The sequence below is a fragment of the Gammaproteobacteria bacterium genome (assembly GCA_009838035.1).
In the GTDB taxonomy this organism is placed as follows: Bacteria; Pseudomonadota; Gammaproteobacteria; order Steroidobacterales; family Foliamicaceae; genus Foliamicus.
In genome coordinates this window covers 37,736-63,687 of record VXSK01000005.1, presented here as the reverse complement: position 1 = coordinate 63,687, position 25,952 = coordinate 37,736, and the positions used below count along the sequence as shown (strand labels likewise).

Below are 25,952 nucleotides of genomic sequence, written 5' to 3'. Positions count from 1 at the left end.
GTCAGTTTTCCTGGAGCTCGTGGCGCGCGATCAGCAATTGCTGAATCTCGCTTGCACCCTCGTAAATCCTCAGCGCACGTATCTCGCGGTACAGCCGCTCCACGACGGAACCGGCCCGGACCCCCTCGCCGCCGAACAACTGCACCGCGCGGTCGATCACCTTTTGCGCGTGCTCGGTCGCGAACAGCTTGGCCATCGAAGCCTCGCGGGTTATTCGCTCCTGCCCCGAATCGCGCGTCCAGGCGGCCCGGTACACCAGAAGGGCCGCCGCGTCGATGGACGTCGCCATATCGGCCAGGGCCGCCTGCGTGAGCTGCAAGTCGCCCAGGATCCCGCCGAACAGCTCCCTTCGCCGTGCTCTCTGCAGCGCTTCACCGTAGGCCCGGCGCGCCATGCCCAGCGCGGCCGCGCCCACGGTGGAACGGCACAGGTCCAGAGTGCCGAGCGCTACGCGCAGCCCGTCTCCCGGCGCACCCAGCATCGAGGAGGACGGCAACCGGCAGTCGCTGAATTCAAGGTTGCCCAGCGGATGCGCCGCAATGACCGGAGTGCGCTCGGCGACCCGGAGGCCGGGCGTATCGGCCGGCGCCACGAACGCGCTGAAACCCCGCTTGCCTTCGGCGGTCCGGGCGAACACGACGTAGAAATCGGCAACTCCGGCGTTCGAAATCCAGGCCTTGGCGCCATTGAGCACGTAGTCGCCATTGCGCCGCTCCGCGCGCATGGTCATGGCGGCGACATCCGAACCCGCTTCCTTCTCCGAGAGCGCAAAGGCCGCGATCTTCCGCCCCGCGGCAACATCGCCCAGCCATGCCGCCTTCTGTGGGGAGTTCCCGTAAAGGCTGATAGGCGCGCTGCCGAGAACCTGCATCGCGTAGACGAAATCGGCCAGGGGCTCGTGCCGCGCCAGGGTCTCGCGCATCAGGCACAGACTGCGGGCGTCAAGGCCGGCATCATCGCCGAACGGCTGCGGAACTGCGAACTTCAGGAACCCGGCCTCGCCAAGGCGGGCGGCGATGTCCCGGCAGCTTGCGTCCAGTTCGGCGGCGGCCGGTTCCTGCTCCCAGGATTGCTCGCCGCACCAGGCGTCCAGCCTGCGCTGCCGGTCGCCATGCCGTTGCTCGAAAAACGGCCACTTGAGGTGACTTGCAGGCATAAGTCCCGCGACTAGTCCGCTGGCTGGCGGGCCAGCGCCTCGCGAATCAGCCGGGCATGCTCCGCGAGAACTTCGTCATCGGCCAGTGCGTGCCCCGGCGGCCTCACCGGCTGGCCCTGATGGCAGGGGATGACGTGCACATGCATGTGGAAGACGACCTGGCCGGCAGCGGCGCCGTTGCGCAGCGTGACCAGTACCCCGTCCGCTCCGAACGCCTGCCTGACCGCATTCGCGAGCTTCTGAGTGGCCGCAAACACGCCGGGTACGGCATCCGCGGGAAGCGTGTGAAAATCCGCGCACGGGGCCTTGGGCAGCACCAGCGTATGGCCGTCGGCGCGCGGCATGACATCCATGATCGCCAGAACATGCTCATCGTCGTAAACGCGGTGGGACTTGGCCTCACCGGCCAGGATGCGTGCGAAAATGTTGCCGGAATCGTAAGTCATGGGTCGGGCCCGCGTATCATTCCACGTTTGTTTCTATCATGCCCTACGTAGTGTCCGGCGCACAAAAACAGTCCATGGAAAAAAACGCCGGCGAACTCTGGGATCCGGCCAATCATTGCTTCGTCTGCGGGCCTTCCAACCCGGGGGGCCTGAGGGTGCGTTTCCGGCTGGAGGAGGAAGGCGGCGAGCAGATCTGCCGCGCGGAATTCACGCCGGGTCCAACGCATGTGGGCTACAGCGACATGCTCCACGGCGGCATCCTCTATTCGCTGCTGGACGACGTCATGGCCAACTGGAGTTTCCTGCAGGGCCAGCGCGCCCACACGGCGCGCTGCGAGGTCCGCTACCGCGACGCGGTGCCGATGGGGGTCGGACTGAAACTCGAAGGAAGGCTGCTGCGCCGCCGGGGCCGCATGATGGAAATGGAAGGCAAGGCCTTTCGCGACGACAATGGTGCACTCGTGGCAACTGCGCAGGCGCGCTTCATGTTGGCCGGCGCTTCCGGCCGCGATTCGTCTTCCAGAGCCTGAATCCTTCCAGCGCGGCCAGCACGGCCAGGTGAATGAGTCCGGGCACCGGATCGTAGGCCTCGATGACCCAGTGCACGAAAGTCAGTATGGCCGCCGCGTACACCCATCGGTGCAGGCGTTTCCAGAGCCTACGCAGGCGCCGGACGGCGGCGTCGTTGCTGGTGATCGCCAACGGCACGAGAATGGCCAGCGCGATCCAGCCGGCGAGCAGTCCGGGTTCGGCGCCTTCAGCCAGTATGAGTCCGAACGAGCCCTTTCGAAACAGGTACACGACGGTATGCAAAGCCGCGTAGCCGAACGCAGCCACCCCGAGATACCGCCGCCGCCTGAGCAACCACCTGACCCATGAACGTCCCGGAAACATCAGTGACAGCGGCGTAACGGCCATGGTTGCGATAAGCAGTTTCGCCGAGATATCTCCTGTTCCCAGCACCACCTCCCCGTAGAACGTGGCGCCCGTAGCGTACCGAAAGATCGTGACCGCGCCCGGCAGCGCGAGCAGCAACCAGAGCAGGTAGGGCGAATCGATCAGTCGGCGGAGCAAAGGCGAAGTCCCGTTCCGGCATTCCCGCCGGTTGTTCGGGAAAATCTTGACCCCTTTTGAGGCACGCCACTAGTATGGCGGCAATTCTCGGGAGAGCACGAATGAATCGGTCAATGTCAGCCCTCTGCGTGGCGACCGCGTTCTTGTGGAGCGCCGCGCAGGCGCAAGTCGGCAATAACGAGAGCATTCTCAACCCCAACGTGGCCGACGAAGATCAGCTTGAGGGCGTCATCCATCTTGACCCCGGGCTGGTGAGGGACATCGTCGATGGCCGGCCCTTTCCCGGTGCGGCGGAACTGGACGTTCTATTGAGCGGATCATTGAACGAGAGTCAGCGAGCGGAGGTATACGGGCAACTGTTCGTTCCCATCAATCTGAATTCCGCCACGGAGGATGAAATTCTCCTGATCCCCGGCGTGGGCAGGCGCATGGCGCACGAGTTCGAGGAGTACCGGCCATATCGTTCGCTTGAGCAGTTCAGGCGCGAAATCGGCAAGTATGTGGACGACGAGGAGGTTGCCCGGCTCGAACAGTATGTCTTCGTGCCGCTGGACCTGAATTCCGCGAGCGAGGCCGACTTCGCCGGCATTCCCGGCGTAGGAAGGCGCATGGTGCACGAGTTTCTCGAGTATCGCCCGTACCGCAACATGGAGCAGTTCCGCCGTGAAATCGGAAAGTACGTGGACGACGCCGAAGTCGCCCGGCTGGAACGCTACATGACCATACGGTGACCCGTTCGGCGCATTACGGCTTCGTCATCGGAGCCGCAAGCCTTCTGCTTGCAATAGCCGCTCCGGTAGTTGCCTGGTCTCCGACCACGCCTGGCCCGGTGCTGATCCTTCCGGCCTTGCTGGGGGCGCTGGTCGCTTTGGTCCTGGGAGCGTGGCGGCTCGCGATTCTTACCGTGTGGTTCGGAGCTGCAGGCCCGGCCGGGTTTTCCCTGGTCGCCGACTCGCCTTTTGCAAGTGAACCTGACCCATTGGTTACTGCCATTGTTTTTATGATGGGCGCCGCGATGGCAATTCCGCTGGGCATGAATTACCTGCGGGCCAGGGCGGCGCAAACTCAACGGCAATTACCGGAGGCGAGAGGCGTGGTTCGCAAGCGGCTCGGTGTTTGCTTTGGAATATTGAGTGTCGCGCTGGCACTGATCGCGCTATCCGCCGATCTTCGTTTTCGGTTCGCGCTCGGGATGCTCTTTTCCGTGCCGACAACGGGCTTAAGCTCAGGTTTCGGTGCGTTGTACGCGACTGTTCCCGGTTTGATGTACACGCCGATGATGGGGCTGTTGGGACTGCTTGGGGCAATAATTGCGATTCTGTGCGGAGCCTGGCGAACGGCCGCGCTGGCGATATTTCTCGCAATCCCTACGATGGCCACTCTAATGCCCATGTGGTTCGGCCCGGCCGAGTACCAGGTAATCTACCCGCTGATGGGGCTTGCCGCGCTTTGCGCGTTCCTTCTCTGGCACCACCAGCAATCCAGGAACCGCAAAAGACCGATGACACACCAAGACCCCTGAACACCTGTGTCGAGTGTCCGGGCAGGACGCAAACATTTGGAGAGCGTGAATGAGGGCGGGAAGAATGCAGCGTTCCGGACTCGTTGCTGGTGCGATCAGCATGACAATCGCAATCAGCAATCTGGCGATCTTCTACTGGGTATCGGGCTTCAGCTTTCTTTTTCTTGGTCCGATCGCTTTTTGCGCCTCGCTCATCGCCTTTGTGCATGGTTCCTGGCGGCTCGCCTCGGTGGCCGGTTTCCTCTCGATCTGCAGCAGTGTATTAGCCGCCACCGCGCGGCGACCTTTTTATTCTTGGCAGTTCGTGCTCCTGTGTGGGGCCATCGGAGCAGGCTTCCTGCTCGGGTATTTTCTTTGGGCGAATTACCGGAAGAACAGAACGTTCGAAGGCCAGCCGCTGGCGCCGGCATGGCTTTCCGGATTTCGGCGTGGACTTGGTACGCTTCTGGGGTTGGTTAGTTTGACGCTCGGTTTGATCGTGTGGCTGGAATTTGATTTCGGGTATTGCAGCATCTTCGACGGCCACGTGGCTCAAAAATTCCGGGGGTTCGCTCCAAACGGAAGAGAAGTGGCCATGCTTGCATCCGGCGCCTTCCTGGCGGGAGCGACCAGCATTGGATGCGGCTCCTGGCGCCTGGGAACACTCGCTACCTACGCTTCTCTTTGTGCCTGGGTGGCGTTAACCCACAGCTTGAACGATACGCAGGTATTTGAACTTTTCCTGCTGACCGCTCCCCTCGTCCTGTTTATCCAGCCTCTGATAGTTTCACTTGTGCATCCACTCTACAACCCCTGGATTGCGGGCGTTCTTGCGGCAATCCTGCTTGCCAACTGGTACGTGCGCCGACGCCGGAAGCCGGCTCGCTAGGGCCGGCGACTGCGGCTGCAGGAAGCCGCGCGGGTCAGGGAGCGGAGGGGTAGATCGCGATGTCGTACTTTCCGGTGCCGGCGCGAAGCGGGCGGACGTTGTTGCGGTACTCGTCGCCCTTCCAGAAGGCGTCGAGCTGTTCGCGGGTGGGGAAGCGGCTGACGATCAGGTAGCAGCCGGCCAGCTTGTCGCCCTCGACGTCTTCTTCCGCCGGGCCCCGGATGACGTACTCGCCGCCGTTCTGCGCCACGAGCTCGGCTGAGAGCTGGGCGTATTTCTTCATGTTGTCGTTGAAGTTGGTGATGTGGCACACCGCCACCAGGTAATGGGACATGGGTGAAAGATCCTCCCCGTCAGAAAGCCAATGAAACGCAAACTCAGCCTGCGGCTCTGTTGCGCGCGCCAGCACGGTACAGCAGGGCCACGATCACCGCAAGCGCAACGATGCCGGGCAACACTCCGGCCGATAACCCCAGCGCCAACGGCGCCGGATTCTCGAAACCGACGATCAGGACGGCGATGAGAATGCCCATCAGGGCCTCGCCGGTAATGAGTCCCGCCGCGTAGAGCGAACCCGGACGCGCCGCTTCGCCGCCGCGAGCCCGCTTGGCGATGTACGACACCAGCCCGCCGATGAAGATCGGAACCGCCAATTCGACCGGCAGGTAAATGCCCACCGCCACGGCCAGAACCGGCATCCGGAATGACGCCTTTCGCACTCTGAGCACTTCATCGCAGATGATGATCACGGCGCCCACGCCTATGCCGGTATAGATCATCCCCCATGGCAGGTCTGCACCCTGGCCGAGGACTCCCTGCGCAACCGAGGCCATCAGCGTAGCCTGTGGCGCAAGCAGGGAATCGGGATTCTCGTCGGTGGCGGGCCCGATTCCGTATGCGCTGAGCAGCACGTTCAGTATGGGCGCGAGCACGAAAGTGGCGGAGACGACACCAACCACCTGCATGATCTGCTGTTTCCAGGGCGTTGATCCCACCATTCGCCCGGCCTTGAGGTCCTGCATGTTGTCACCGCCGATCGCAGCCGCGCAGCAGACCACGGCGCCGATCATGATCACGGCCGCCGGCGCGGTGACGTCGCCTCTGCCCACCATCAACAACATCAGCAGGGACGAAAACAGGATGGTGGCGATGGTTACGCCCGATACCGGGTTATTGGAGGAACCCACCAGGCCCGCCATGTACGCGGCCACCGCGGAAAACAGGAAACCGGTAGTGGCCATCAGGAGCGTCATGGCCAGCGAGATGCCCGCGTTTTCCACGACGTTGTAGTAGATCAGCCACATGAACAGCGCCATGCAGGCGACGCCGATCACGACGATCCGCATCGGCGTGTCCCGATCGGTTTCCGCTATGGACGCCGCTGCGCCCGATTTTCCGAAGCCGCGCCGGAAGGCTTCAACCAGGGAACCGCGCAACGACAAAAGCGCCCACAGGCCGCCTATGATCATGGCGCCGACGCCGAGGTATCGAATCTGCGTGCTCCAGATCGCAAATGCCGCGTCGGCGGCCGACATGTCCGCCACGGCTGCTGCAAGCTCCGGGTAGTTCTCCATGTAGTAGGCACCGAAAACCGGCAAGGCCACGTTCCAGGAGAACAGTCCTCCCAACAGCACCAGGCTGGCGATGTTGATGCCGACGATGTATCCCACGCCAACCAGGGCCGGAGAGAGGTTGGATCCGACGTAGGCGATGCTGTCGCCGCCCACGCGAGTGGCCCACTGTGCAATCCCCTCCCACACCTTCAGCCCGGTCTCGGACAACTTGGCGACCGCGCCCAATCCTGCGCCCAGGAGCAGAAAGCGGACCTCTCCGCCACGCTCCTGTCCGGCCTTCAGCACCTGCGCGGTGGCCTGACCTTCGGGAAACGCCAGGTTCTCCGACACGATGAGCGAATGCCTCAGCGGAATCGTATAGAGCACGCCAAGCAGACCGCCCACCAGCGCGATTACGCTTACCCACCAGTAATCGAACACACTCCAGTAGTTGAGCATCAGCAAGGCAGGCAAGGTGAAGATCACGCCCGCGGCCAGCGACTCGCCCGCCGAAGCGGCGGTCTGCACGATGTTGTGTTCGAGAATATTGCTGCGCTTGAACATGCTCAGCACCGCCATGGACATCACCGCGGCGGGAATGGACGCGGACACCGTCAGCCCCGCAAAAAGTCCGATATACGCATTGGCCCCCGACAGGACAATTGAGAGAATTACACCGGTTACTATCGCCTTGACGGTCAGTTGCGGCATGAGACACCCTCCTCGAACGAGGCGACTACTATATACGGCTGCAACCATTGAATCGTGGGACCAATCCGCTGAATCATGATCGGCCTGCTTCAACGTGTCAGCCGCGCGCAAGTCGCTGTCGATGGAAAGGTGGTCGGCCAAATCGGCCGCGGCCTGCTGGTGCTGGCCGCGGTGGAACGGGACGACGGCGATGCGCAGGCCAGGCGGCTGGCGGAGCGCATCGTGGGCTACCGCGTATTTCCGGACGCCGACGGGCGCATGAACCTGAGCCTGCAGGACGTGGGCGGCGAACTCTTGCTGGTGTCGCAGTTCACGCTGGCGGCCGACACGCGCAAGGGCACCCGGCCGGGGTTTTCAAAGGCGGCGCCGCCCGACGTGGGACGGCGGCTGTTCGACCGGCTGGTGGCCGAATCGAAGGCGCTGGGCGTGCGCGTGGCAACAGGCGTTTATGGCGCCGACATGGACGTGGAACTGGTCAACTCGGGACCGGTAACCATTCTTCTGCAAGCCCATCCGGGGCCTTAGAGGGTATGATTGGGAGCTACCGTAGCGCTGCTCAGGCGAGTGGCGCATGGGTAAATGGACCCGGCGGAGAATCCAGGAGCGCTAAGAGGACGAAATAATGGGATTTGGCGGAATCAGCGGCTGGCAGCTACTCGTAGTGCTGCTGCTCGCCTTGGTGATATTCGGCACCTCGCGGATCCGGAACCTCGGCAGCGACCTGGGCTCGGCCATCAAGGGATTTCGCAAGGCCGTTTCCGACCCGGACAAGGCCGATCCGGACAAGCTGGCCCGCACCGACGCGGAGTTCAGCGAGACCGACACCGGCGCGAAGAACAAGGAGAAGGACGCGCCCAAGGCCTGATTCAGCCGGGATATCGCAACCGTTGCTCCGCCTCGACCGGCCGCGCCGGTCGAACGACGTGAACCATGTTTGATATCGGCTTCCTGGAACTGATCGTTCTTGCCGGCCTCGGTCTGATCGTGCTCGGTCCGAAGCGCCTGCCCGAAGTAGCGGCGCAACTCGGCCGCTGGGTTGGCCAGGCCCGGCGTATGTCGCGCACCCTCATGTATCAGCTGCGTCAGGAAGTCAACCTGGACGATCCCAGGCCATTCTCCACAAGGCGGCCGGACCAGCCCGCCGGCTCCAGGACCAATACCATGCACCAGCAGGCCGGTGAAGAGGAGAAAGACCCCGGAAGCCGCGATGAGGAACCTGCCGGCTCCGCGGAAAACGTGAAGGACCAGTCCAGTGAATGACAAGCCGGACCAGCCGGAGGAAGAAGAGGAACAGGAGGAGCTGGAGGAGTCCAGCCTGCTCTCGCATCTGATCGAACTCCGGACCCGGCTCATGAAGGCGGCCGGCACCGTTCTGGTAATTTTCGTGCCGTTCGCGGTATACGCCGACATCGTTTACAACATCGTTGCGGATCCGCTCAAGCGCCAGTTGCCGGAAGAGTGGTCCATGATCGCGACCAGCCCGATCTCGACGTTCCTGACTCCCTTCAAGACGGCATTCTTTGCCGCCGTGATCGTTGCCATGCCGATGGTGATCTATCAGGCTTGGGCGTTTGTCGCTCCAGGGCTGTACAAACGCGAGAAAAAAGTGGCGCTGCCGCTTGTTCTCTCCAGTATTTTCCTTTTCTACGCGGGTGGGGCCTTTGCCTATTTCGTCGTTTTCCCGCTGGTATTCACCTTCCTGGTGGGCACCACTCCACAAGATGTCGCCATGATGCCCGACATCCGCGAGTATCTGAGTTTCGTGATGATACTGATATTCGTTTTCGGCATCGCCTTTGAAGTGCCGATCGCCATCCTGATGCTGGTCGGCGCGGGCATCGTCACCCCCGATTCTCTGGGCCGCAAGCGCCCCTACGTTCTGCTGGGCGCTTTTACCGTGGGGATGCTGCTAACGCCGCCGGACATGATCTCGCAGACGCTGCTTGCGATCCCGATGTACGTGCTCTACGAGATCGGCATCCTGATGGCGCGCATCATGATCAGGAAACGCGAACCCGCTGCCGAATGAATGCGTTCCGACCGTAGCCGGCTATCCCTCGCTGGGGAGCACCACGGTACCGCCCCTTTCATCCATGTCGTCAAGCTGTTCGCTGGAAATGGTCTCGATGCGCTTGCCGGCGGAAGTGTCCTCTTCCTGTTCGCCCCTGCGGCGGACGCGATTGATGCGGGAGCCCGTTTTATCTCTGCGCTCCAGCGAGGTCACGTACGTCTCGTCACTCTTGCGCCGCTGCTCCCGGCGTGCTGCGGCCGAATCCTGCGATGCCGTCGATTGCTGCGCTTCCCCGGCGGTATCCGCGGATTGCATTTCGGACTGCTGGGCCGCACAGGCCCCAAGCGCCATGGCGCAGGCGACAATCAGTAATTTCTTCACGAGTTTCTCCCTCTTTGGCGCGCGCAAGAATATCACGCGTTCCGTCGTTTCAGCCGGCGAACCGAAGTCGCCAGTCTGGAAATACTCAGCAGCACTTCCGCTTCGTCGGTGATCCGTATGTCCCAGACGTGGACCACGCTGCCCAGCCGCACCGGGCGGGCTGTGCCGTACACGTAACCCGATTTCGCCGGGCGCAGGTGGCTGACGTTTATTTCCAGGCCGAGGACCTGGTACTCGCCGGGAGGCGTGGTGAGGTAGGACGACCAGCTTCCGACCGATTCCGCCAGGACCGCCGAGGCGCCCCCATGCAGCAATCCGAACGGCTGCTGGGTGCGGTAGTCCACGGGCATGCGGGCGCGCAGGTAGTCATCGCCGATCTCGACGATCTCCACGCCCAGATGTCCCAGCATCCGGTCCTTCTCCAGGTCGTTGAGCTGCTCGGGACGATCGAACGCCCTGGGATGCCAAATTCTGTCGCTCACTCTTTCTCCTGCTCCGCCACCTGCCGGTACGCTTCGCGAAAACTCAATCCCCGCACCACCGCCAGCCGGTTGGCGCGCTCGGCGGCGCGCAGACCCGGGGCCGACGTCAACTCCCCGCAGCGTTCCGGGTTGAAGCGCAAAGCGCGCACTATACGGCAAACGACCTCGCAGCTTTCGCCGGCAAGATCGACCGTGCGGAAAAGCGGCGCCTTGATCCGCTGCAGGTCCCGCTGATAACCGGAGGGAAGCGATGCGGGAATGCCGAGGATCTCCAGCAGCGAAGCGCGCGCGGTGGCGCCGGCGGCGCGCACCAGCTCCAGGGCATCGGCATTGCGCTTCTGGGGCATGATGGACGAACCGGTCGTCACTTCCGGCGCCAGGTCAACGAGCGCAAACTCCTGCGTGTAGAACAACAGGAGATCGCCCGCCAGCCTTCCCAGATCCTGGACCAGCAGCGCGCATTCGAACGCCAGCCCGGCTTCGGCCTTGCCGCGCGACAGCTGCACGGCCGTGACCGGCTCATGCACCTCTGCAAAACCAAGGGCCTTGCGCGTGCGTTCGCGATCCAGCTTCAGCCCGGGCGCGCCGAAGCCCGCGGCGCTGCCCAGCGGGTTGCGGTCGAGTCGGCGCACGGCGGCCTCAAGGCCGGCCGCGTCGTCGCGCAACTCCGCGGCAAAGGCGCCCGCCCACAGAGCCACGCTGCTCGGCATGGCCTGCTGCATGTGCGTGTAGCCGGGCAGCGGCAATCCGCCCTGGCTCTCACAGAGATCGTCCAGCGCTTCGGCCACCGCTTCGGCGGCCCCCTGCAAAGACGAAGCGGCGTCCTTGAGATACAGGCGCAACGCGGCCAGTACCTGGTCGTTGCGCGAACGTCCGAGGTGTACGCGGGCGCCGGCATCGCCGATCCGCGCGACAAGGCGCCGCTCCAGGGCCGTATGCACGTCTTCGTCTTCCAGCGAGATGGCCCAGGCCCCGGCCTCGTGACCGGCGGCCAGTTCACCCAGACCGTCGACGATCGCGGCGTGGTCCGTGTCCGTCAGGTAGCCTGCCGCGTGCAACATGCCGGCGTGCGCGATCGAGGCCTTCACGTCGTACTCGACCAGGCGCGCGTCCAGCAGGTGGTCCTCGCCGGCCGTGTAGCGCAGGACCGTTTCGTCCAGCTTGCCGCCCTTGTCCCAGAGGCGCGTCATTACTTCGCCGCCTCCTGCTCCTCCGCGGAGAGCGCGTCGATGCTGCGCACGACCAGCGTTCCGCATCCTTCGTTGGTGAATACCTCGCGCAGCAGCGCATCCTGCGTGCTCCCGGAAACCAGGTGAACCCGCGGAACGCCGCCCGTGATGGCGGATTCGATGGCCGTGGCCTTGGGCAGCATGCCATCGCCCAGCGATCCCTGCTCGCGCAGCTTGCGCAAGCCGTCGAGATCGATGTACGACAGCAGCGTGGACGGATCGGAACGATCCTCGAGTATGCCCGGCGCGGCCATCGTAAGAACCAGTTTCTCGGCCTTGATGGCGACCGCCAGCGAAGCGGCCACGGTATCGGCATTGATATTCAGCAGGTTGCCCTCGCCGTCGGCCGACAGCGGGCTTACGACCGGAATCAGGCCTTCCCTGAGGGCAAGATCGAGAACCGCCGGCTCGACTTCGTCGATGTCGCCCACAAAGCCGAAATCCACCGGCTCGTCGCCGGCGCCTTCCATCTTCACCGGCGGGCGGCGATGGGCCGTCACCAGGCCGGCGTCGACCCCGGACAGGCCGACCGCGGGAATACCGCAGGCCCGGCAGGCGGCGAGCAATTGCGTGTTGACCTCGCCGTTCAGCACGTACGAGGCCACTTTCAGGTCCTCCGGCCCGGTTACGCGGCGGCCGGCCACCATGCGCGCCTTGTGTTTGAGGCGCTCGGTCAATTCGGTCGACTGCGGTCCCCCACCGTGCACGATCACCACCCGCACGCCCAGCGCCTGCAGCACGCCGGCCTGCTCGACCAGGGCCTCTATTCGGCTGCTGCGGCTCAATACCTCGCCGCCCAGCTTCACGACGAAAACGCGGTTGCGGTACAGACGCAGGTACGGCGCCGCGGCCCGCAGCGCCCCGAAACCGGTGCCGCTCGGCCGCGACCGGTTCACAGCCCCGGCCCCAGCATGGCGTAAAGCACGGCCATCTGCACCCACATACGATTGCGCGCTTCCGGCACCACCACGCTGCGCGGTCCGTCCAGCACCGCCTCGCTCACCACCACGTTGCGGCGCACCGGCAGGCAGTGCATGAACCGGCAGTTTTCCTCGGCGGGCGCGAACCAGCCTTCGTCGACGCACCAGTCCTCGTGCCGGTTGCGCAACTGGTAGTCCTCGTGCTTGTTTCCGTAGTGGACCGTCGAACTCCAGGACTTGGCGTAGAGGACGTGCGCGCCGTCAAGCGCCTCGGCGCGATCGTCCGTTTCACTGATCGACCCACCGGAACGCCCGGCCAGCGTACGGGCCTTGTCCATGACTTGGGGCGGCAGCTCGAAACCGTCCGGGCGGAGCACGGTCACGTCCATTCCGCGCATGGCCGCCATCTGCAACGTGGCGGCCGGCACGGCAAGCGGAAGCGCCAGCGGATGGTAGGCCCAGCTCAGGACGAACCTGCCCCCCGAAACCGGGGCGCCGAGGTCGTCCATGGTCTTCCAGTCCGCCAGGCTCTGGCAGGGATGGTTGATGGCCGACTCCATGTTGATCAGGGGCGTTGAGACCAGCTCCGCCATGCTCCGGTACTCGCGGTCTTCCAGGTCCTCCACCAGGTCGCGGCGCTCGGCAAACGCCCGCAACCCCAGCGCGTCTCCGTACGAGGCGATCACCGGCACGGCTTCCTTGACGTGTTCGGCCGCGGCGCCGTCCATGACGATTCCGGGCCGCGTCTCCAGACCGTGGATGGACATTTCCGGCGAGATCACGAACGCCCCCCCGCCCAGGCGGGTCATGGAAGCCTGGAACGAAGCCAGCGTACGAAGCGATGGATTCAGAAACAGCAGCGACAGGACCTTGCCTTTCAGGGCCTCCGGTTCCGGGTGCTTTTCCAGCCGGCCGGCCAGGGCCAACAGCGCGGCTATCTGCTCGGGCGAAAAGTCCGCAAGGTCGTCGAATCGTCGGATGTCACTCATTTGCCTGCTCCTGATGAGGGCCGAGTTGATGCACGGCGGCGGCCAGTTGCGCCGCCTCTTGTTCGCGCAGGATAAGCGGGGGCATCAGGCGCAACCATTCGGGCAGCGCACTGGTCCCGGCAAGAATATCGGCCGCAAGCAGGCCGTCACGAACCTGCCGCGCGCCGCCGGCGCATTTCAGTCCCAGCAGCAGTCCGCGCCCGTCGATCGCCGTGACCGGGCCCGCGATGCAGGTCGAGCGGATCTGCCTCTCCCGCTCCGCGGCCTGCGCCGGCAGCTGTTCCTCTTCCATCGCGTCCAGCACCGCCTCGACGGCCGCGCAGGCCAGCGGGCCGCCGCCGAAGGTCGTGCCCAGGTCGCCGCCGCCGAGCTGGGCGGCGATTTCGTCGCGCATCAGCAGCGCCGCGCAGGGAAAGCCCCCGCCCAGCGATTTTGCGGCCGTGATCATGTCCGGAGCCACACCCGAATGCGAGACGGCGAACGGCAGGCCGCTTCGGCCCATGCCGCACTGGACCTCGTCGGCGATCAGGAACGCGCCGTGCCTGTCGCAGGCGGCGCGTACCTCGCGCAGAAAGTCGTCGCTCAGGGCGAATGCGCCCGCGAGGCCCTGTATGGGCTCGAGAATGACGGCGGCGGTTTCGCCGTCGATATGCGAGACGGCGGCAGCGGCGTTGTCGCGGGGCGCGAAGGCCACGTCGAAAGGCGTTTCCGGAAATCCGTACCAGCGATCGCGCGCACCCCAGGTTGCCGCGGCCGCGGCGGCGGTGCGACCGTGAAAACCATGTTCCAGAGCGACCACGCGCGAACGCCCCGTGAGCTTGCAGGCCAGACGCAGAGCGTTCTCGTTGGCTTCCGCACCCGAATTGACGAAGAACACCCGATCAAGCCCCTGCGGCGCGAACTCCGCCAGCTTGTCGGCAGCGCGCGCCCGAACGCGCAAGGCCACCGCGTTGCTGGCGAACAGCAGTTCATCTGCTTGCCGCCGGATGGCCCGCGTCAGCCGCGGATGCCCGTAGCCGAGGGCGCATACCGCGTGCCCCCCGTACAGGTCCAGCAACCGGCGGCCGTCGGCGCAGTTGAGGTAAGCGCCGTCGCCCGACACGACCTCGAACGGAAATTGCACGTACACCTGGGCCAGGTGGGCAGCCTCGGCGCTGCGCGCATCGCCGGCTGGCGGCGTCCGTGACGCGACGCTCACGTCCACGCCGGGCCCGCGGCCGCAAGGCCCGCGGTCTCCTCAAGACGGTAGAGGCGATTCATCCATTGCACGGCGCCGCCGGCCGCACCCTTGACGAGGTTGTCCAGCACCACGAAAACTGCCACCGAATCCCGGCCCGACGTGATCCCGATATGGGCATGGTTTCCTCCAACCACGTCCTTGAGCTTCGGCGGCCCGTCGATCACGTGCACGAACGGCGTCCCGGCATAGGTATCCGCAAACGCCCCCCTTAGCTGCTCCGCGCTGAAGGATTGCTTGAGCCCCGCCTGCATCGTGACGTATATCCCGCGCGCGAACGGCCCCGAGTGCGGCACGAAACGCAGGTCCGGCCGCACGCCGCTCACCGCCTCGCACACGGCCTCGACTTCCGGCGCGTGCCGGTGCTGTAGCGGGCGGTAGGCGAACATATTGGAATGCCTGACCGGGTGGTGTGTGGTCGGAAGGGGTTGTTTGCCTGCGCCCGTGCTGCCGGTAACGCCGCTGGCGAACAGGGGCGTGGCCGTGAGGCCGTGGCGCATCAGGGGCACGGCCGCCAGCAGCAGCGCGCTGGCGAAACAGCCGGGATGGCCGATATGGCGAGTGGCGGCCTGCGCGCGATGTTCCGGCAGGGCGCAGGAGAATGAGGACAGTAGTTCCGGTGCGCCGTGCCCCGCGCCGTACACCTGCTCGTACGCATCCGCGTCGGCGAAGCGAAAGTCCGCCGAAGCATCGACGATGCGGATCCGGACTCCCTGGTCGTCGGCCACTTTCATCGCCGCCGCGATCAGACCCGCGCTTGCGCCATGCGGGGCACAGGAAAAAACCGCGCAACGCTCCCCGAGCACCTCGCCCAGCTCGGAGAAGGGCAGGAACCGAAACTCCGGCCAGATGCCCGTGAGGTTGGGAAAGACGGATTCCACCGCCTTGCCCGCGTTGCTTTCCGAAATCGCCCCGGCGATGCGGAAATCCGGATGACCGGCAAGGATGCGCAGCAGTTCGCCCGCCACGTACCCGGAAGCGCCCAGAATTACGGCCGGAATGTTCACAGCCGCCCCAGCGAGACATTGCGGGCCACGAACTCTCCGAGCTCCGCGCTTTGCGTAAGCGCGTTGTAGCCCGGCACGCCGACCCGCTGCCCCAGGATGTCCAGTCCCACCTGGTTGTCCGTGGCCGGACCGGTAACGGCGGCCACCTCGATCCCGTACAGCTCCTTGAGAAGCCGCGCCCCGCCCCAGGCGGCGACGGGATCGCTGGCGCAAAGCAGCAGGCAGGAAATGGACGAGCGTATGCCCTCGTCGGCGAGGATGGCCTCCACGCCGTAGGCGCCCAGTATGCCGTCGCCCAACTCGAACAGGATCACGTCGGGCGCTGCCGCCGCCATCTGCCGCAGCATCGACCGCACCAGGGCCGGCGCGTTGTCCGGAGCCGTGCTGACGATCCCGAAATCGGTGAAGATCGCGGTATTGCGCGCGCCGGCGTCCTCCATCGCCAGGATGTCGCGGCGCAGCGATACGCCGGTGGCCTTGAAGGCGTCCACCACGTAGCCCTCGTGCCGCAGCCGGCCGATAATCGCACAGGCCGCCGCGGTCTTGCCCGAGTTCATGCAGGTTCCGGCCAGGGCCACGACCGGAACGCCCCCCAGATTCAGTTCGCCCGGGCCTTCGCCATCCAGCGGCTCCCCGCCCACGCGTGCGGGCACACCTACCCGCTGGCCCAGGTACGGGAACTCCAGCACCACTCCCAGCACGCGCACGTCGAAAGGCGAACCCATGGTGGCGTTGACGGAGTCGCACACGCCTATCACGCCGCCTATGTTGAGCAACTGCAGGACGTCGCCGCGCTTTACGGTGGCCGGTAGATGACCGGAATACCCGAAAAGGGCCTTGCGGTGACCCAGAGCGCCCACCACGATATCGCCGCTGCGCACGCGCGCCATGCGGCCGCTGGCCAGTTCCAGCCGGTTATACGAGGATTTGTCGTTCAGGATTTCCACGGCCACGATCACGCCTTCCTCGCTCGGAATGCTGTCGCCCACGCGCAACTCGCGCCCCAGGTCCAGGCCCGAGGCTACCGAAGCCAACTTGTCGACCACTATGCTACGCATCGCCGCCACCCTCGTCGGCCGATGCGGACACGCGGCTGTGCAGCATGCCGGGCAGCGCCAAGACCCGGGCAGCGCCGAGCGCATCGCGCGGAGACCACTCCCCGGCCGTCTCCCCGTACACGCCCCGGCTTGCGGCCAGCAGCGAATGGGGCGATTCGACGCCGCGGACCCAGACGCCTCCCGGCTGCAGCGCCAGGTGCACGCGACCCGATACCCGCGCCTGCGAACTGTCGAAAAAGGCCTCGATGTCCCGGCAGACCGGATCGAGTTGCTTGCCCTCGTGAACCAGGTCGCCGTAGACGGCCGCCAGCGTGTCCTTGACCCGCATCTGACCGGCGCCCAGCGTGAGTTTTTCCAGTTCGCGGTGCGCGCAAAGAAGTATCTCCGCAGCCGGCGCTTCATAGGCCACCCGGCCCTTGGAGCCGAGAATGGTGTCGCCCAGGTGAATGCCCCGTCCGATTCCGAACCGGCCGCCGGCGGCTTCGAGCGTCTCGATCAAATCCACGGGCTGCATGGTTTCGCCGTCCCAGGAAACCGGCAGCCCCGCCTCGAATTCCAGTTCATGCGGCTCTTCGGGGAGCGGATCCTCCAGCGCACCCGCGGACAGCACCCAGGCCGTCTCCGGGATGGAGCCCGCGGAAGTCAGGGTCTCGCGGCCGCCTATCGTCACACCCCAAAGCCCCCGGTTGATCGAGTAATCGCCGCCCTGCGGAAGTTGCGGTGCGCCGCGCTCGGCAAGGTACGCGACCTGCTCGCGGCGCTGAAAGGACTCGTCGCGAACCGGCGCCAGCACGTTGATTTCGGGCGCCAGCGCGCGCATGGCCATTTCGAAACGGAACTGATCGTTACCGGCGGCGGTGCAGCCGTGCGCCACGGTGTCTCCGCCCAGTTCCTGAGCGGTGCGGGCCAGAATCTTCGCCTGCACGCCCCGCTCGGCGCCCACGCACAGCGGATACGTGTGCCCGCGCCGCACGTTGCCGGCAATGAGATGTCGGATGACTTCATCGAAGAACTGCGGGCGCGCTTCCACCAGCAGATGCCGCTGGGCGCCCAGCGCCAGGGCCCGGCGCTCCAGCGATTCGGCCTGACCGGAATCGATGCCGCCGGTATTGACCGTCAGCGTGACCACCGGGCGCCGATATTTCTCGCTCAGCCAGGGCACGCAGAACGAAGTATCCAGTCCGCCTGAATAGGCCAGCACTATGGGAGAGGCGCTCATGGGTGGTTGCCGGGTTGCCTCAAGTTCAGGAAGAAGCCGGGGCCATTTCATGGCGCAGGCGCGCCAGCAATACCCGCTGTTCGTCCCGGTTGCGTGTGGCGACGAAGATCGTGTCGTCTCCCGCCACCGTTGCCACGATCTCGGGCCAGCCGCAGCGATCGAGGAACAGCGCAACCCGCTGGGCCGCCCCGGTCGCGGTCCGCACGATCGCAAGGTTGGGTCCGGCGTTGGCCAGCCCGCGCACATAAGTGGCGAGCGTTTGCCGGTCCCCCTCGGAAATGTCCGAGGAAGCAACGGAGTACGCGCGCCCCCGCTTGACCGCGCCTATGACCGACAGGTCACGGCTTATGCACGACTGCGTGACGCGTATGCCGCGCTCCGCCAGCAGCCGGCCGAGTTGCGCCTGGCTGCCTACGGCCTGGCCCGCGATGATGTCCGCAATGACTTCGTGGCGGCGGGCCATACTGTCCGTCCCCGTCGGCATATGATGCTCATAAAAATTAAGGAAGGCGCATATTATGCACACAATCCCCATTGGCGCAACCATGGCCGCAACGTAGTGCAAACACCTCGGTTCCTCTTGCACACTCGTTCCGGGAACCGCCAGCGAGCACATCCCTGTGGGCTCGGCGTCGGCATCCCTGCCTCCGACGTTCCCGGAACGAGTGTGCAAGAGGAACCTGTAGCTGGCGGCGCCGGCTAAAGCCCTTTCTTCGCTCCCCTCCTCGTGGGAGCGTTGGAGCAGGATAGCGAGAATCGAGCCAGGGATGGCGTCTCCAACGAGAAGGGGAGCGAAGAAAGGGCGAAGGGCAGGGACAGCGAGAATCGAGCCAGGATGGCGTCTCCCACGAGGAGGGGGACGAACAAAGGGCGAGGAAGCGCAAAGGCCACTTTCCTTTGCCGGACGGGGGCTGCACAATGGAAACCCGTGGACGCACTCTCCCTGAAAGGACTCGCCAAGGTCTATCCCAACGGCGTGGAGGCGCTAAAGGGCATCGATCTGACCGTGCGCGAGGGCGAATTCTATGCGCTGCTGGGACCGAACGGCGCGGGCAAGACCACCGCCATCGGCATCATCACCACGCTGGTCAACAAGACCGCCGGCAAGGTCCATGTGTACGGCCATGATCTCGATACCCACCCGGGCGCGGTAAAGAAATGCATAGGTGTGACGCCGCAGGAAGTGAACCTCAACATGTTCGAGAAGCTGCTGCCCACGATGATGCACCAGGCCGGGTACTTCGGCCTGAGCCCGCGTCAGGCCCGGCGCAACGCCGAGAAGTGCCTCAGGGCGGTGCGTCTCTGGGACGAGCGCAACATGCTGACGCGGACGCTTTCCGGCGGAATGAAAAGGCGCCTGATGATCGCCCGGGCGATGGTGCATGAGCCGAAACTCCTGATTCTGGACGAGCCCACGGCGGGAGTGGACATCGAGATTCGCCGATCCATGTGGGACCTGCTGCGGGAAATCAACGAGCGCGGCGTGACCATCATCCTCACCACCCACTACCTCGAGGAGGCCGAACACCTCTGCCGCCGCATCGCCATCCTCGACCGCGGCGAGATCGTGGTCGAGGACCGCATGGAGCGCGTGTTGCGGCAGTTGCCGGAACAGCACTTCGTCATTTCATTGCAGCAGGCGGCCAAACCCGGCCAGAAATTCGCCGGTTTCCAGGTTCATTGGCGCAGCCGCTATGAGATGGAAGTGGAGGTTCCGGCAACGCGTAGTCTCAACGAGTTCTTCGAATTGCTGAACGTGGCCGGCATTCAGGTGCTCAGCATCCGCCACAAGACCAACCGGCTGGAAGAGCTGTTCGTCCGCCTGACCATGCCCGATCTCCCCAAGCTGCCCGACCGCGAACCGGGGTCCGCCCTCGAGCAGCCCGACGCGGCCAAGGTTTAGCTATTCGATCGTTCGGAGCTGTCCGGCCACTGCGCGCCACGCGCCGAGCCAGCCGGTAAGCGCGCCTGCCCCCAGGATCACCAGTTCCTGTTGCCACGAGGCGCCGCTCAGCACGCGATCGCTCTCGTACAGGGCCATCAGGTCGGCAAAAGCGCCGCCCAGGGTCCACAGGCCCAGCCGCACCAGCAGGACCGCCAGCAGGCCTCCTCCCAGGCCGTACAGGAGCCCCTGGTAGAGGAACGGCCGGCGCAGGTAGCCGCGGCTGGCGCCCAGCAGCGACATCACTTCGACGGCGTCCCGCTGCCTCTGTATTTCAAGCCTGACCGTATTGCCGATGATGACGACAAGCGCCACCAGGACCATGACCAGGACCAACAGCATTGCCTGACCGGCCAATGCGAGTATGGCGCTCATTCTCTGCAGCCATTGCGTATCGGCCCGGACCTGATCGACTTCCTCAAGAGTTTCCGCAGTGTCCTGCAGCGCCAGAAATTCGTTCTCCGCGGCGCCCGGCGCCGGCGCGACGACAAGCGTCCAGGGCAGCGGGTTTTCTTCCAGGGTCTCCAGCGCCGCGGCAAACTCGCTGCGGCCCTCCATGATGGCAAGGGCTTCCCCGGGGCTGATTCGCCTCACTTCCCCGACGGCGGGATTGCGCTCAAGGTCATCGGCCAGTTGCTCGGCCGCCGCAACGCTTACGTTCGGCTTGAGGTAAATCGAAAACGAGCGCGCCTCGCCCCAAGCCTCGGCCAGTCCTTCCATGTTCTGCAACACAGCGCTCAGGCCGGCGGGCAGGGCCAGCGCCAGGCCGATCGCGGCCACCGTCAGAACGCTGCCCAACGGCTGCCGGACCAGCCGAACGGCTTCCGCACGGCAGCAGGCGAAGTGCCGGCCGAGATAACGCAGGGGATTCATGACGGCGAAGTGTCGGAGTCCACCCGGCCCTTCAGCAGGGTGATTCGGCGTGCGGGCAATGATTCGATCAGCCCGACATCGTGGGTTGCGACCAGTGCGGTCACCCCGTAGCCCACCAGTCGGCGAAACAGCTCCATCACCTCGCGCGACAGTTCAGGATCCAGGTTGCCGGTCGGCTCGTCGGCCACAAGAAGCTCCGGCCGATTCACGACGGCGCGGGCAATGCCCAGCCGTTGCTGTTCTCCCTGCGACAGCAGCCTGGGGAACCTGCGGGCGCTCTTCAGCAGTCCCACGGAATCGAGCGCCGCTTCGGTCCGGCGCCGCACCTCGCGGGGGCCCAGGCCGGAAATATGCAGAGGCAGCGCGACGTTGTCGTACGCGCTTCGATCCTCCAGCAGTAGATTGTTCTGGTAAACGATGCCGATTCGGCGCCGGTGACTGCAAACGGCCCGCCGCTTCAGCCGTCCGACATTGCGACCCAGCACGAACACCTGGCCCCTGGTGGGCCGCTCGATGGCCGCCAGCAGCTTGATCAGAGTGGTCTTGCCCGCGCCCGAAGGTCCTGTCAGATACGTGAACTCGCCCGGTTCGACGGAGAGGCTGACCTCCGACAACGCTTCCGCGCCGCCGCGGTAGCGCATGGTTACTTCCTGAAGGCGAATCATGGACCTGCTGTCTGTCCTGCCGGTGCCTTTGCTTCAACAGCGGGCGTGCGCGCGAAATGATACTCTCGCGCCATGCCGACAAGTAAGCAGCGGGGCCGCGTACGGATCGCGGGCGGAAGTCTTCGCGGGCGCCTGCTCGAAGTGCCTCCGAACACGCGGCCCACTCCCGTGCGTGCGCGCGAAACCCTGTTCGACTGGCTCGCGGCGGAGGTGCGCGGCGCGCACTGCCTGGACCTGTTTGCCGGCGCCGGCGCGCTGGGTCTGGAAGCGCTGTCGCGCGGCGCCGCTCATTGCGTATTCGTGGAGTCGGGGCGCTCGGCGGGCGGGATGCTGCGCCGGGTCGTGGACGAATGGCAGGTGGCCGGCCGCGTCGAACTGGCCGATGCCGCCGGCTGGCTTGAGAAATCCGGCGGGGGCAAGCGCATGGACATCGTGTTCATGGATCCGCCGTTCGGAAGCGGCCTTGCGGCGCGCTGCTGTAAACTGCTTGCCCGGAACGGATGGCTCGCGGACAATTGCCGCCTGTACCTGGAAGCCGGCAAGCGCGACCCGTTGATTGAACTACCGTTGGATCTGGAAATGCTGCGCGAAAAAGTTGTCGGGGACGTACGCATGATGCTGGCCGGCCGGAAACGGCGCTAGAAACATGAACGCGAAGCGGCGCAGCGCGGGCACGCGGCGGGGAATCATGTATCCCGGCACATTCGACCCCATCACCAACGGCCATTGCGACCTGATCAGCCGCGCCGCGAAGCTGTTCGACGAAGTCGTCGTGGCCGTGGCGGCGAGTCCTTCGAAATCCCCGATGTTCGACCTTGAGACCCGCATCCGCCTGGCTACCGAAGCGCTGGCCGACGTGCCCGGGGCGCGCGTTGCAGGGTACGAGGGTCTGACGGTGGAATATGCGCGAGCCAACGGGCTGCATGCGATCCTTCGCGGTCTGCGCGCGGTCAGCGACTTCGAGCACGAATTCCAGCTCGCCAGCATGAACCGGCGCTTGGATTCCTCGATCGAAACGGTTTACCTGACACCCTCCGAGAGTCACGCCCATGTCTCGTCATCCCTGGTCCGGGAGATCGCGGGCATGGGCGGTGACGTATCCAATTTCGTACATCCGATAGTAGTGACCGCGCTTAAGGAGCACCTGTAATGAAACCGATTCCGCCCCGGGCCGGCCAAGTCCTGCTGCCGGCCCTCTTTCTATGGATTGCCGCGGCCGGCGGCGCTCACGCCGAAGACAGTATCGGCAAGGTTGCGAGAGCGACGGGGCCCGGGCACGCAGCCATAGCCAGCGCCCACCCCGCCGCCACCGCGGCAGGCTTCGAAATCCTTTCGCAGGGCGGCAATGCCTTCGACGCGGCCATTGCGGTCAGCGCCGCGCTTTCGGTCGCCGAGCCGCATAGTTCGGGCATCGGCGGGGGCGGTTTCTTCCTTCTCCACCAGGCTTCCGATCAATCCAGCGTTTTCGTCGATGCGAGGGAAACCGCGCCCGGCGCGGCGTCCCGCGACATGTACCTCGATGAGAACGGCGAGCTGATCCGGCGCGCCTCGCTGTCCGGTCCGCTGGCCGCGGGCATCCCGGGGCTGCCGGCGGCGCTTGAGCACATCGCGAACAAGTACGGCCGCCTGCCGCTCGCGCAGAGCCTGGCGCCGGCAATCCGACTGGCGCGCGAGGGCCTGCCGGTAACCGAGGGAACCCAAAGGCTGCTGCGGGCCGTTCCGCGCATGGGCTCGCCCTCGCCCGCGTTTCTGGAGATATTCATGCCGGGCGGAGAAGCGCCGCCGGTCGGCGACCTGATTCGCCGGCCGGACCTCGCCGATACTCTCGAGACCTTGAGCGCTCAAGGCGCGGCGGGCTTCTACACCGGTCCCAGGGCCGAACTCCTGGTCCAGGGCGTGCGTGACGCAGGCGGCATCTGGAGCATGAAGGACCTGGCGGCCTACCGGATCATCGAGCGGCAACCGGTCCGCTTCCGCTACGGGGAAGTCGAGGTCACTACCGCGCCGCCGCCGTCGGCCGGCGGCGTGGCGCTGGCGCAGGTGTTCAACATGCTCGGCCACCGGAGTTTTGCGCAACTTGAGGATCCGGCCCGGACGCATCTGCTGGTCGAGGCGATCCGGCGCGCGTACCGGGACCGGGCCGAATATCTCGGCGATCCGGACTTCGTTCCGGTTCCGGTCGAGCGGCTGATCCATCCCTGGTACGCCGACGGTTTGCTGGCCAGCGTGCGCATGGACCGCGCCACGCCCAGCGACACCCTGCCCGGTCCGGTCAGTCAGCGGCCACTTGGGACCGACACCAGCCACTTCTCGGTGCTGGACAAGGACGGCAATCGCGCCGCGGTAACGCAGACGATCAATACACTGTTCGGTTCCGGTTTCGTCCCGCCGGGCACCGGCGTAATCCTGAACAACGAGATGGACGACTTCTCGGTGAAGCGCGGAACGCCCAACGCATTCGGGCTCGTGCACTCGCATGCCAACGGTATCGAACCGGGCAAGCGCATGCTCTCGAGCATGACGCCCACCTTCCTGGAGTCCGAGCGCGGTCTGGCGATCCTCGGCACGCCAGGGGGAAGCCGCATCGTGACGATGGTGCTGCTGGGCGCGCTGGCCTGGATGGACGGCGCGGACGCCGAAGGCATCGTCGGCCTGCCCCGCGTTCACCACCAGTACATCCCGGACTCGCTCTCGTTCGAAGCCGGCGCGATGGACGAGGAACTGCAGGCCGCGCTCGCCGAGCTGGGCCACGCGCTGCGGGAGTCGTCCCGGCCCTGGGGCAACATGCAGGCGATTACCCTCGAGTATGCCGACGGCACGCTGACGGCCGCCAGCGATCCGCGCCGTAACGGCGGCTCCGACGTCCGCTAAGCTCCGTTACGTCTGGCAACGTGCGCAGTAGTAACTGGCACGCTGCCCTATAACGCTTCTTCGGATCTCCGAGCCGCAGCGCCGGCAATCGCGCCCCGCCCGGTCATAGACGTCCAGCCGCTGGGCGAAGTAACCCGGGCGGCCGCTTGCGTCGGCGAAGTCGCGCAGCGTGGTCCCGCCCGCCTCGATGGCCTCGCCCAGCACGTCGCGAATCACCCGCGCCAGCGACTCGTAGCGGCGTAAAGCGATCCGCCCGGCGGCGCGGCGCGGGTGTATCCCGGCCCGGTAGAGCGCCTCGCTGGCGTAGATGTTGCCCATTCCCGCAACCACAGCCGGCATCATCAGAAACGACTTCACGGCAACCCGCCGGCCAAGCGAGCGCGCCTTCAGCCACGCGCCGGTGAAATCGGCTCTGAAGGGCTCGGGGCCGAGGTCCGCCAGCAGCTTGTGGCGCAAGGGATCTCGTCCGCCCCACAGCAGGCTGCCGAATTTTCGCGGGTCTGTAAACCGCAGGGCCTTGCCGCCGTCGAAAACCACGTCATAGTGATCGTGGACGTCCGGCTCGGTTCCGGCCGCCACCACGGAGAAGCTGCCCGACATTCCCAAGTGGGCGATGGCCGTTCCGCGCTCGCTTTCCAGGAGGAGGTACTTGGCCCTGCGCCCAACGCCGAGCATCGTGGCGCCGGTGAGTTCGCGCTCGACCTGCCGGGGTATCGGCCATCTGAGCCGCCGCTCGCGAACTACGACCCGGTCAACCCGCGCACCCGCCACCAGCGGCTCGATGCCGCGGCGGGTCGTCTCGACCTCGGGCAGCTCGGGCACGCTGCCTCCGCGCGGGTCCGCGCGCTACCAGCCCATCTCGTGGAACTGGGCCATCCGCAGCACGAAGGACGGCAATTGCGATTCGTAACCGCGCAGATGCTCGAATTCCGGAAAATGCAGCTTGGCCGGGATCCGGGCAACCGGCGTGCCGGCTTCCAGTTCCCGGCCCACCGCGTCAATGATGGTTTCCATCCAGCGCCGCCGGATCACGACCGCGTCCTTGCCCGCGCGCGCCGGTCCGTGCGCGCCGATCATCAGGTCAAAGTCCATGGCCTCGATTTCGCGCAGGGACCGCAGATACTCGATGATGTCGTAATCCGGCATTGTGCCCAGGCCTATGAACCCGTCGGTCGCCAGGTCCGCAAGGTAGATCGCGCGCTCCTCGGGGAAGTCGAATACCAGCAGGCAATCGCCGTGGTTCTCGCCGAGATAGCGCAGATTGAAACTCTCTCCGCCCAGGCTGAAAAGCGTGTTTCCGGAGATGGTCCGGTCCGGGATCACGAGGTCCGGGTTCGGATTGCGGAAGAAGAACTTCAGGCAGTTCTCGTGGCTGATGAACTCGGCGCCCTCGGCCTTGAAGATCTGCCCGCCCAGCACGTGGTCCCAGTGCTCGTGGCTGTAGATCACGTAGCGCACCGGAAGGTCCGTCACCTTCGCGATTTCCGCCCGATAGACTTCGGCGGCATCCGGGCTGATCGGATCGGTAGCGATGACCCCTTCGTCCGTGACCACGAAGATGTTGCGGATTCCCCTGCGCCAGAAGGTATAGAGGCGATCGGAAATCTTCGTGGTCTCGTATTCCTTGCTCCAATCCTGCGCCTGTGCTTCTCCGAGAAACGCAAAGATGAGCGCGCCAAGCACTCCGAAACAAACCTTCTTCAAGCCTTCCCCCTCGCCGAGTTTTCGGCCAAACCCG

Annotated in this window: 31 protein-coding genes; 12 read left to right on the top strand and 19 right to left on the bottom strand. The window is 65.3% G+C overall.

All coding sequences use genetic code 11. From position 1 onward, the window contains the following. Position 1 precedes the first annotated feature (1 nt). Both F4Y72_05915 and F4Y72_05910 read right to left on the bottom strand, forming a co-directional pair. Positions 2-1,156 (bottom strand): acyl-CoA dehydrogenase, encoded by a 1,155-nt coding sequence (locus F4Y72_05915; GenBank protein ID MXZ27825.1) that lies wholly within the window; start codon positions 1,154-1,156, stop codon positions 2-4. Between the two features lie 11 nt (positions 1,157-1,167). Further along, on the bottom strand, positions 1,168-1,602 hold the full coding sequence (locus F4Y72_05910) for an HIT family protein (GenBank protein MXZ27824.1): 435 nt from the start codon (positions 1,600-1,602) through the stop codon (positions 1,168-1,170). Between the two features lie 38 nt (positions 1,603-1,640). Between F4Y72_05910 and F4Y72_05905 the strand changes: the two genes are divergently transcribed. Then, positions 1,641-2,132 (top strand): PaaI family thioesterase, encoded by a 492-nt coding sequence (locus F4Y72_05905; protein MXZ27823.1) that lies wholly within the window; start codon positions 1,641-1,643, stop codon positions 2,130-2,132. On the opposite strand, the gene F4Y72_05900 is transcribed toward F4Y72_05905, so the two are convergent. After that, positions 2,086-2,520: a sulfite oxidase subunit YedZ gene (locus tag F4Y72_05900; GenBank protein ID MXZ27822.1), complete on the bottom strand. Its 435-nt coding sequence runs from the start codon at positions 2,518-2,520 to the stop codon at positions 2,086-2,088. The genes F4Y72_05905 and F4Y72_05900 overlap by 47 nt on opposite strands. A 230-nt stretch (positions 2,521-2,750) precedes the next feature. Between F4Y72_05900 and F4Y72_05895 the strand changes: the two genes are divergently transcribed. From F4Y72_05895 to F4Y72_05885, 3 genes are all read left to right on the top strand, one after another. After that, a complete protein-coding gene (locus F4Y72_05895; protein MXZ27821.1) occupies positions 2,751-3,407 on the top strand; it encodes a helix-hairpin-helix domain-containing protein in 657 nt (218 codons plus the stop codon). Beyond that, positions 3,404-4,198, top strand: a complete 795-nt coding sequence (locus tag F4Y72_05890) for a hypothetical protein (GenBank protein MXZ27820.1) — start codon at positions 3,404-3,406, stop codon at positions 4,196-4,198. The genes F4Y72_05895 and F4Y72_05890 overlap by 4 nt, the downstream gene beginning before the upstream one ends. Before the next feature lie 100 nt (positions 4,199-4,298). Then, complete coding sequence (locus tag F4Y72_05885) at positions 4,299-5,066, top strand: hypothetical protein (protein MXZ27819.1); 768 nt, start codon at positions 4,299-4,301, stop codon at positions 5,064-5,066. Positions 5,067-5,100: 34 nt separating this feature from the next. Here the strand turns inward: F4Y72_05885 and F4Y72_05880 are convergent, their stop codons facing one another. Further along, a complete protein-coding gene (locus tag F4Y72_05880; protein ID MXZ27818.1) occupies positions 5,101-5,400 on the bottom strand; it encodes a DUF1330 domain-containing protein in 300 nt (99 codons plus the stop codon). A 43-nt stretch (positions 5,401-5,443) separates the two neighbouring features. After that, positions 5,444-7,330: an oligopeptide transporter, OPT family gene (locus F4Y72_05875; GenBank protein ID MXZ27817.1), complete on the bottom strand. Its 1,887-nt coding sequence runs from the start codon at positions 7,328-7,330 to the stop codon at positions 5,444-5,446. A gap of 75 nt (positions 7,331-7,405) precedes the next feature. Here F4Y72_05875 and F4Y72_05870 point away from each other — a divergent pair, with 75 nt between their 5' ends. The 4 genes from F4Y72_05870 to tatC all read left to right on the top strand — a co-directional run bounded on the left by F4Y72_05870 (position 7,406) and on the right by tatC (position 9,359). Next, complete coding sequence (locus F4Y72_05870) at positions 7,406-7,855, top strand: D-tyrosyl-tRNA(Tyr) deacylase (protein ID MXZ27816.1); 450 nt, start codon at positions 7,406-7,408, stop codon at positions 7,853-7,855. 97 nt (positions 7,856-7,952) lie between these two features. Next, a complete protein-coding gene (gene tatA / locus F4Y72_05865) occupies positions 7,953-8,195 on the top strand; it encodes a twin-arginine translocase TatA/TatE family subunit (GenBank protein ID MXZ27815.1) in 243 nt (80 codons plus the stop codon). Positions 8,196-8,260: 65 nt separating this feature from the next. Then, on the top strand, positions 8,261-8,590 hold the full coding sequence (gene tatB, locus F4Y72_05860) for a twin-arginine translocase subunit TatB (GenBank protein ID MXZ27814.1): 330 nt from the start codon (positions 8,261-8,263) through the stop codon (positions 8,588-8,590). Continuing rightward, positions 8,583-9,359: a twin-arginine translocase subunit TatC gene (gene tatC / locus F4Y72_05855; protein MXZ27813.1), complete on the top strand. Its 777-nt coding sequence runs from the start codon at positions 8,583-8,585 to the stop codon at positions 9,357-9,359. Before tatB ends, tatC begins: the two co-directional genes overlap by 8 nt. Before the next feature lie 21 nt (positions 9,360-9,380). Here the strand turns inward: tatC and F4Y72_05850 are convergent, their stop codons facing one another. The 10 genes from F4Y72_05850 to F4Y72_05805 all read right to left on the bottom strand — a co-directional run bounded on the left by F4Y72_05850 (position 9,381) and on the right by F4Y72_05805 (position 18,536). Then, positions 9,381-9,722: a hypothetical protein gene (locus tag F4Y72_05850; protein MXZ27812.1), complete on the bottom strand. Its 342-nt coding sequence runs from the start codon at positions 9,720-9,722 to the stop codon at positions 9,381-9,383. A gap of 32 nt (positions 9,723-9,754) precedes the next feature. Next, a complete protein-coding gene (locus F4Y72_05845; protein MXZ27811.1) occupies positions 9,755-10,132 on the bottom strand; it encodes a hotdog fold thioesterase in 378 nt (125 codons plus the stop codon). Between the two features lie 68 nt (positions 10,133-10,200). Next, positions 10,201-11,460 carry an argininosuccinate lyase gene (gene argH, locus F4Y72_05840; GenBank protein ID MXZ27810.1) on the bottom strand — a complete coding sequence of 420 codons (1,260 nt, stop codon included), beginning with the start codon at positions 11,458-11,460 and terminating at the stop codon, positions 10,201-10,203. After that, entirely contained in the window at positions 11,394-12,329 is a 936-nt protein-coding gene (gene argB / locus F4Y72_05835) for an acetylglutamate kinase (protein ID MXZ27809.1), read from the bottom strand. Before argB ends, argH begins: the two co-directional genes overlap by 67 nt. Beyond that, positions 12,326-13,342 (bottom strand): N-acetylornithine carbamoyltransferase, encoded by a 1,017-nt coding sequence (locus F4Y72_05830; GenBank protein MXZ27808.1) that lies wholly within the window; start codon positions 13,340-13,342, stop codon positions 12,326-12,328. The genes argB and F4Y72_05830 overlap by 4 nt, the downstream gene beginning before the upstream one ends. Continuing rightward, positions 13,335-14,546 carry an aspartate aminotransferase family protein gene (locus tag F4Y72_05825; GenBank protein MXZ27807.1) on the bottom strand — a complete coding sequence of 404 codons (1,212 nt, stop codon included), beginning with the start codon at positions 14,544-14,546 and terminating at the stop codon, positions 13,335-13,337. Before F4Y72_05825 ends, F4Y72_05830 begins: the two co-directional genes overlap by 8 nt. After that, positions 14,537-15,586, bottom strand: coding sequence for an N-acetyl-gamma-glutamyl-phosphate reductase (gene argC / locus F4Y72_05820; GenBank protein MXZ27806.1), 1,050 nt, complete (start codon positions 15,584-15,586; stop codon positions 14,537-14,539). The genes F4Y72_05825 and argC overlap by 10 nt, the downstream gene beginning before the upstream one ends. Next, positions 15,583-16,644 (bottom strand): molybdopterin-guanine dinucleotide biosynthesis protein B, encoded by a 1,062-nt coding sequence (locus F4Y72_05815; GenBank protein MXZ27805.1) that lies wholly within the window; start codon positions 16,642-16,644, stop codon positions 15,583-15,585. The genes argC and F4Y72_05815 overlap by 4 nt, the downstream gene beginning before the upstream one ends. Further along, positions 16,637-17,914: an argininosuccinate synthase gene (gene argG, locus F4Y72_05810; GenBank protein MXZ27804.1), complete on the bottom strand. Its 1,278-nt coding sequence runs from the start codon at positions 17,912-17,914 to the stop codon at positions 16,637-16,639. The genes F4Y72_05815 and argG overlap by 8 nt, the downstream gene beginning before the upstream one ends. Next, positions 17,889-18,536, bottom strand: a complete 648-nt coding sequence (locus F4Y72_05805; GenBank protein ID MXZ27803.1) for a hypothetical protein — start codon at positions 18,534-18,536, stop codon at positions 17,889-17,891. The genes argG and F4Y72_05805 overlap by 26 nt, the downstream gene beginning before the upstream one ends. 162 nt (positions 18,537-18,698) lie before the next feature. Here F4Y72_05805 and F4Y72_05800 point away from each other — a divergent pair, with 162 nt between their 5' ends. Next, positions 18,699-19,766: an ABC transporter ATP-binding protein gene (locus F4Y72_05800; GenBank protein ID MXZ27802.1), complete on the top strand. Its 1,068-nt coding sequence runs from the start codon at positions 18,699-18,701 to the stop codon at positions 19,764-19,766. Here F4Y72_05800 and F4Y72_05795 read toward each other — a convergent pair whose 3' ends face one another. Next, on the bottom strand, positions 19,767-20,678 hold the full coding sequence (locus F4Y72_05795) for an FtsX-like permease family protein (protein ID MXZ27801.1): 912 nt from the start codon (positions 20,676-20,678) through the stop codon (positions 19,767-19,769). Next, positions 20,675-21,343, bottom strand: a complete 669-nt coding sequence (locus F4Y72_05790) for an ATP-binding cassette domain-containing protein (protein MXZ27800.1) — start codon at positions 21,341-21,343, stop codon at positions 20,675-20,677. The genes F4Y72_05795 and F4Y72_05790 overlap by 4 nt, the downstream gene beginning before the upstream one ends. Positions 21,344-21,415: 72 nt before the next feature. On the opposite strand from F4Y72_05790, the gene rsmD reads away from it, so the two are divergent. The 3 genes from rsmD to ggt are packed head-to-tail and all read left to right on the top strand — an operon-like array spanning position 21,416 to position 24,214. Beyond that, positions 21,416-21,985, top strand: a complete 570-nt coding sequence (gene rsmD / locus F4Y72_05785) for a 16S rRNA (guanine(966)-N(2))-methyltransferase RsmD (protein ID MXZ27799.1) — start codon at positions 21,416-21,418, stop codon at positions 21,983-21,985. A gap of 4 nt (positions 21,986-21,989) precedes the next feature. Beyond that, complete coding sequence (coaD, locus tag F4Y72_05780; protein MXZ27798.1) at positions 21,990-22,493, top strand: pantetheine-phosphate adenylyltransferase; 504 nt, start codon at positions 21,990-21,992, stop codon at positions 22,491-22,493. Continuing rightward, positions 22,493-24,214, top strand: a complete 1,722-nt coding sequence (gene ggt / locus F4Y72_05775; GenBank protein ID MXZ27797.1) for a gamma-glutamyltransferase — start codon at positions 22,493-22,495, stop codon at positions 24,212-24,214. The genes coaD and ggt overlap by 1 nt, the downstream gene beginning before the upstream one ends. A 6-nt stretch (positions 24,215-24,220) precedes the next feature. Here ggt and mutM read toward each other — a convergent pair whose 3' ends face one another. Both mutM and F4Y72_05765 read right to left on the bottom strand, forming a co-directional pair. Next, positions 24,221-25,036: a bifunctional DNA-formamidopyrimidine glycosylase/DNA-(apurinic or apyrimidinic site) lyase gene (mutM, locus tag F4Y72_05770; GenBank protein MXZ27796.1), complete on the bottom strand. Its 816-nt coding sequence runs from the start codon at positions 25,034-25,036 to the stop codon at positions 24,221-24,223. Positions 25,037-25,060: 24 nt separating this feature from the next. Next, a complete protein-coding gene (locus tag F4Y72_05765; GenBank protein ID MXZ27795.1) occupies positions 25,061-25,918 on the bottom strand; it encodes an MBL fold metallo-hydrolase in 858 nt (285 codons plus the stop codon). Positions 25,919-25,952: the final 34 nt, after the last annotated feature.

Coding starts and splice junctions, on each gene's coding strand:
- F4Y72_05915 (MXZ27825.1), bottom strand. CDS start 1,156: ATGCCTGCAAGTCACCTCAAGTGGCCGTTTTTCGAGCAACGGCATGGC.
- F4Y72_05910 (MXZ27824.1), bottom strand. CDS start 1,602: ATGACTTACGATTCCGGCAACATTTTCGCACGCATCCTGGCCGGTGAG.
- F4Y72_05905 (MXZ27823.1), top strand. CDS start 1,641: ATGCCCTACGTAGTGTCCGGCGCACAAAAACAGTCCATGGAAAAAAAC.
- F4Y72_05900 (MXZ27822.1), bottom strand. CDS start 2,520: ATGGCCGTTACGCCGCTGTCACTGATGTTTCCGGGACGTTCATGGGTC.
- F4Y72_05895 (MXZ27821.1), top strand. CDS start 2,751: ATGGCGGCAATTCTCGGGAGAGCACGAATGAATCGGTCAATGTCAGCC.
- F4Y72_05885 (MXZ27819.1), top strand. CDS start 4,299: ATGACAATCGCAATCAGCAATCTGGCGATCTTCTACTGGGTATCGGGC.
- F4Y72_05880 (MXZ27818.1), bottom strand. CDS start 5,400: ATGTCCCATTACCTGGTGGCGGTGTGCCACATCACCAACTTCAACGAC.
- F4Y72_05875 (MXZ27817.1), bottom strand. CDS start 7,330: ATGCCGCAACTGACCGTCAAGGCGATAGTAACCGGTGTAATTCTCTCA.
- F4Y72_05870 (MXZ27816.1), top strand. CDS start 7,406: ATGATCGGCCTGCTTCAACGTGTCAGCCGCGCGCAAGTCGCTGTCGAT.
- tatA (MXZ27815.1), top strand. CDS start 7,953: ATGGGATTTGGCGGAATCAGCGGCTGGCAGCTACTCGTAGTGCTGCTG.
- tatB (MXZ27814.1), top strand. CDS start 8,261: ATGTTTGATATCGGCTTCCTGGAACTGATCGTTCTTGCCGGCCTCGGT.
- F4Y72_05845 (MXZ27811.1), bottom strand. CDS start 10,132: ATGCTGGGACATCTGGGCGTGGAGATCGTCGAGATCGGCGATGACTAC.
- argH (MXZ27810.1), bottom strand. CDS start 11,460: ATGCGGAACGCTGGTCGTGCGCAGCATCGACGCGCTCTCCGCGGAGGA.
- F4Y72_05830 (MXZ27808.1), bottom strand. CDS start 13,342: ATGAGTGACATCCGACGATTCGACGACCTTGCGGACTTTTCGCCCGAG.
- F4Y72_05815 (MXZ27805.1), bottom strand. CDS start 16,644: ATGCGTAGCATAGTGGTCGACAAGTTGGCTTCGGTAGCCTCGGGCCTG.
- argG (MXZ27804.1), bottom strand. CDS start 17,914: ATGAAATGGCCCCGGCTTCTTCCTGAACTTGAGGCAACCCGGCAACCA.
- F4Y72_05800 (MXZ27802.1), top strand. CDS start 18,699: ATGGCGTCTCCCACGAGGAGGGGGACGAACAAAGGGCGAGGAAGCGCA.
- F4Y72_05795 (MXZ27801.1), bottom strand. CDS start 20,678: ATGAATCCCCTGCGTTATCTCGGCCGGCACTTCGCCTGCTGCCGTGCG.
- F4Y72_05790 (MXZ27800.1), bottom strand. CDS start 21,343: ATGATTCGCCTTCAGGAAGTAACCATGCGCTACCGCGGCGGCGCGGAA.
- rsmD (MXZ27799.1), top strand. CDS start 21,416: ATGCCGACAAGTAAGCAGCGGGGCCGCGTACGGATCGCGGGCGGAAGT.
- coaD (MXZ27798.1), top strand. CDS start 21,990: ATGAACGCGAAGCGGCGCAGCGCGGGCACGCGGCGGGGAATCATGTAT.
- ggt (MXZ27797.1), top strand. CDS start 22,493: ATGAAACCGATTCCGCCCCGGGCCGGCCAAGTCCTGCTGCCGGCCCTC.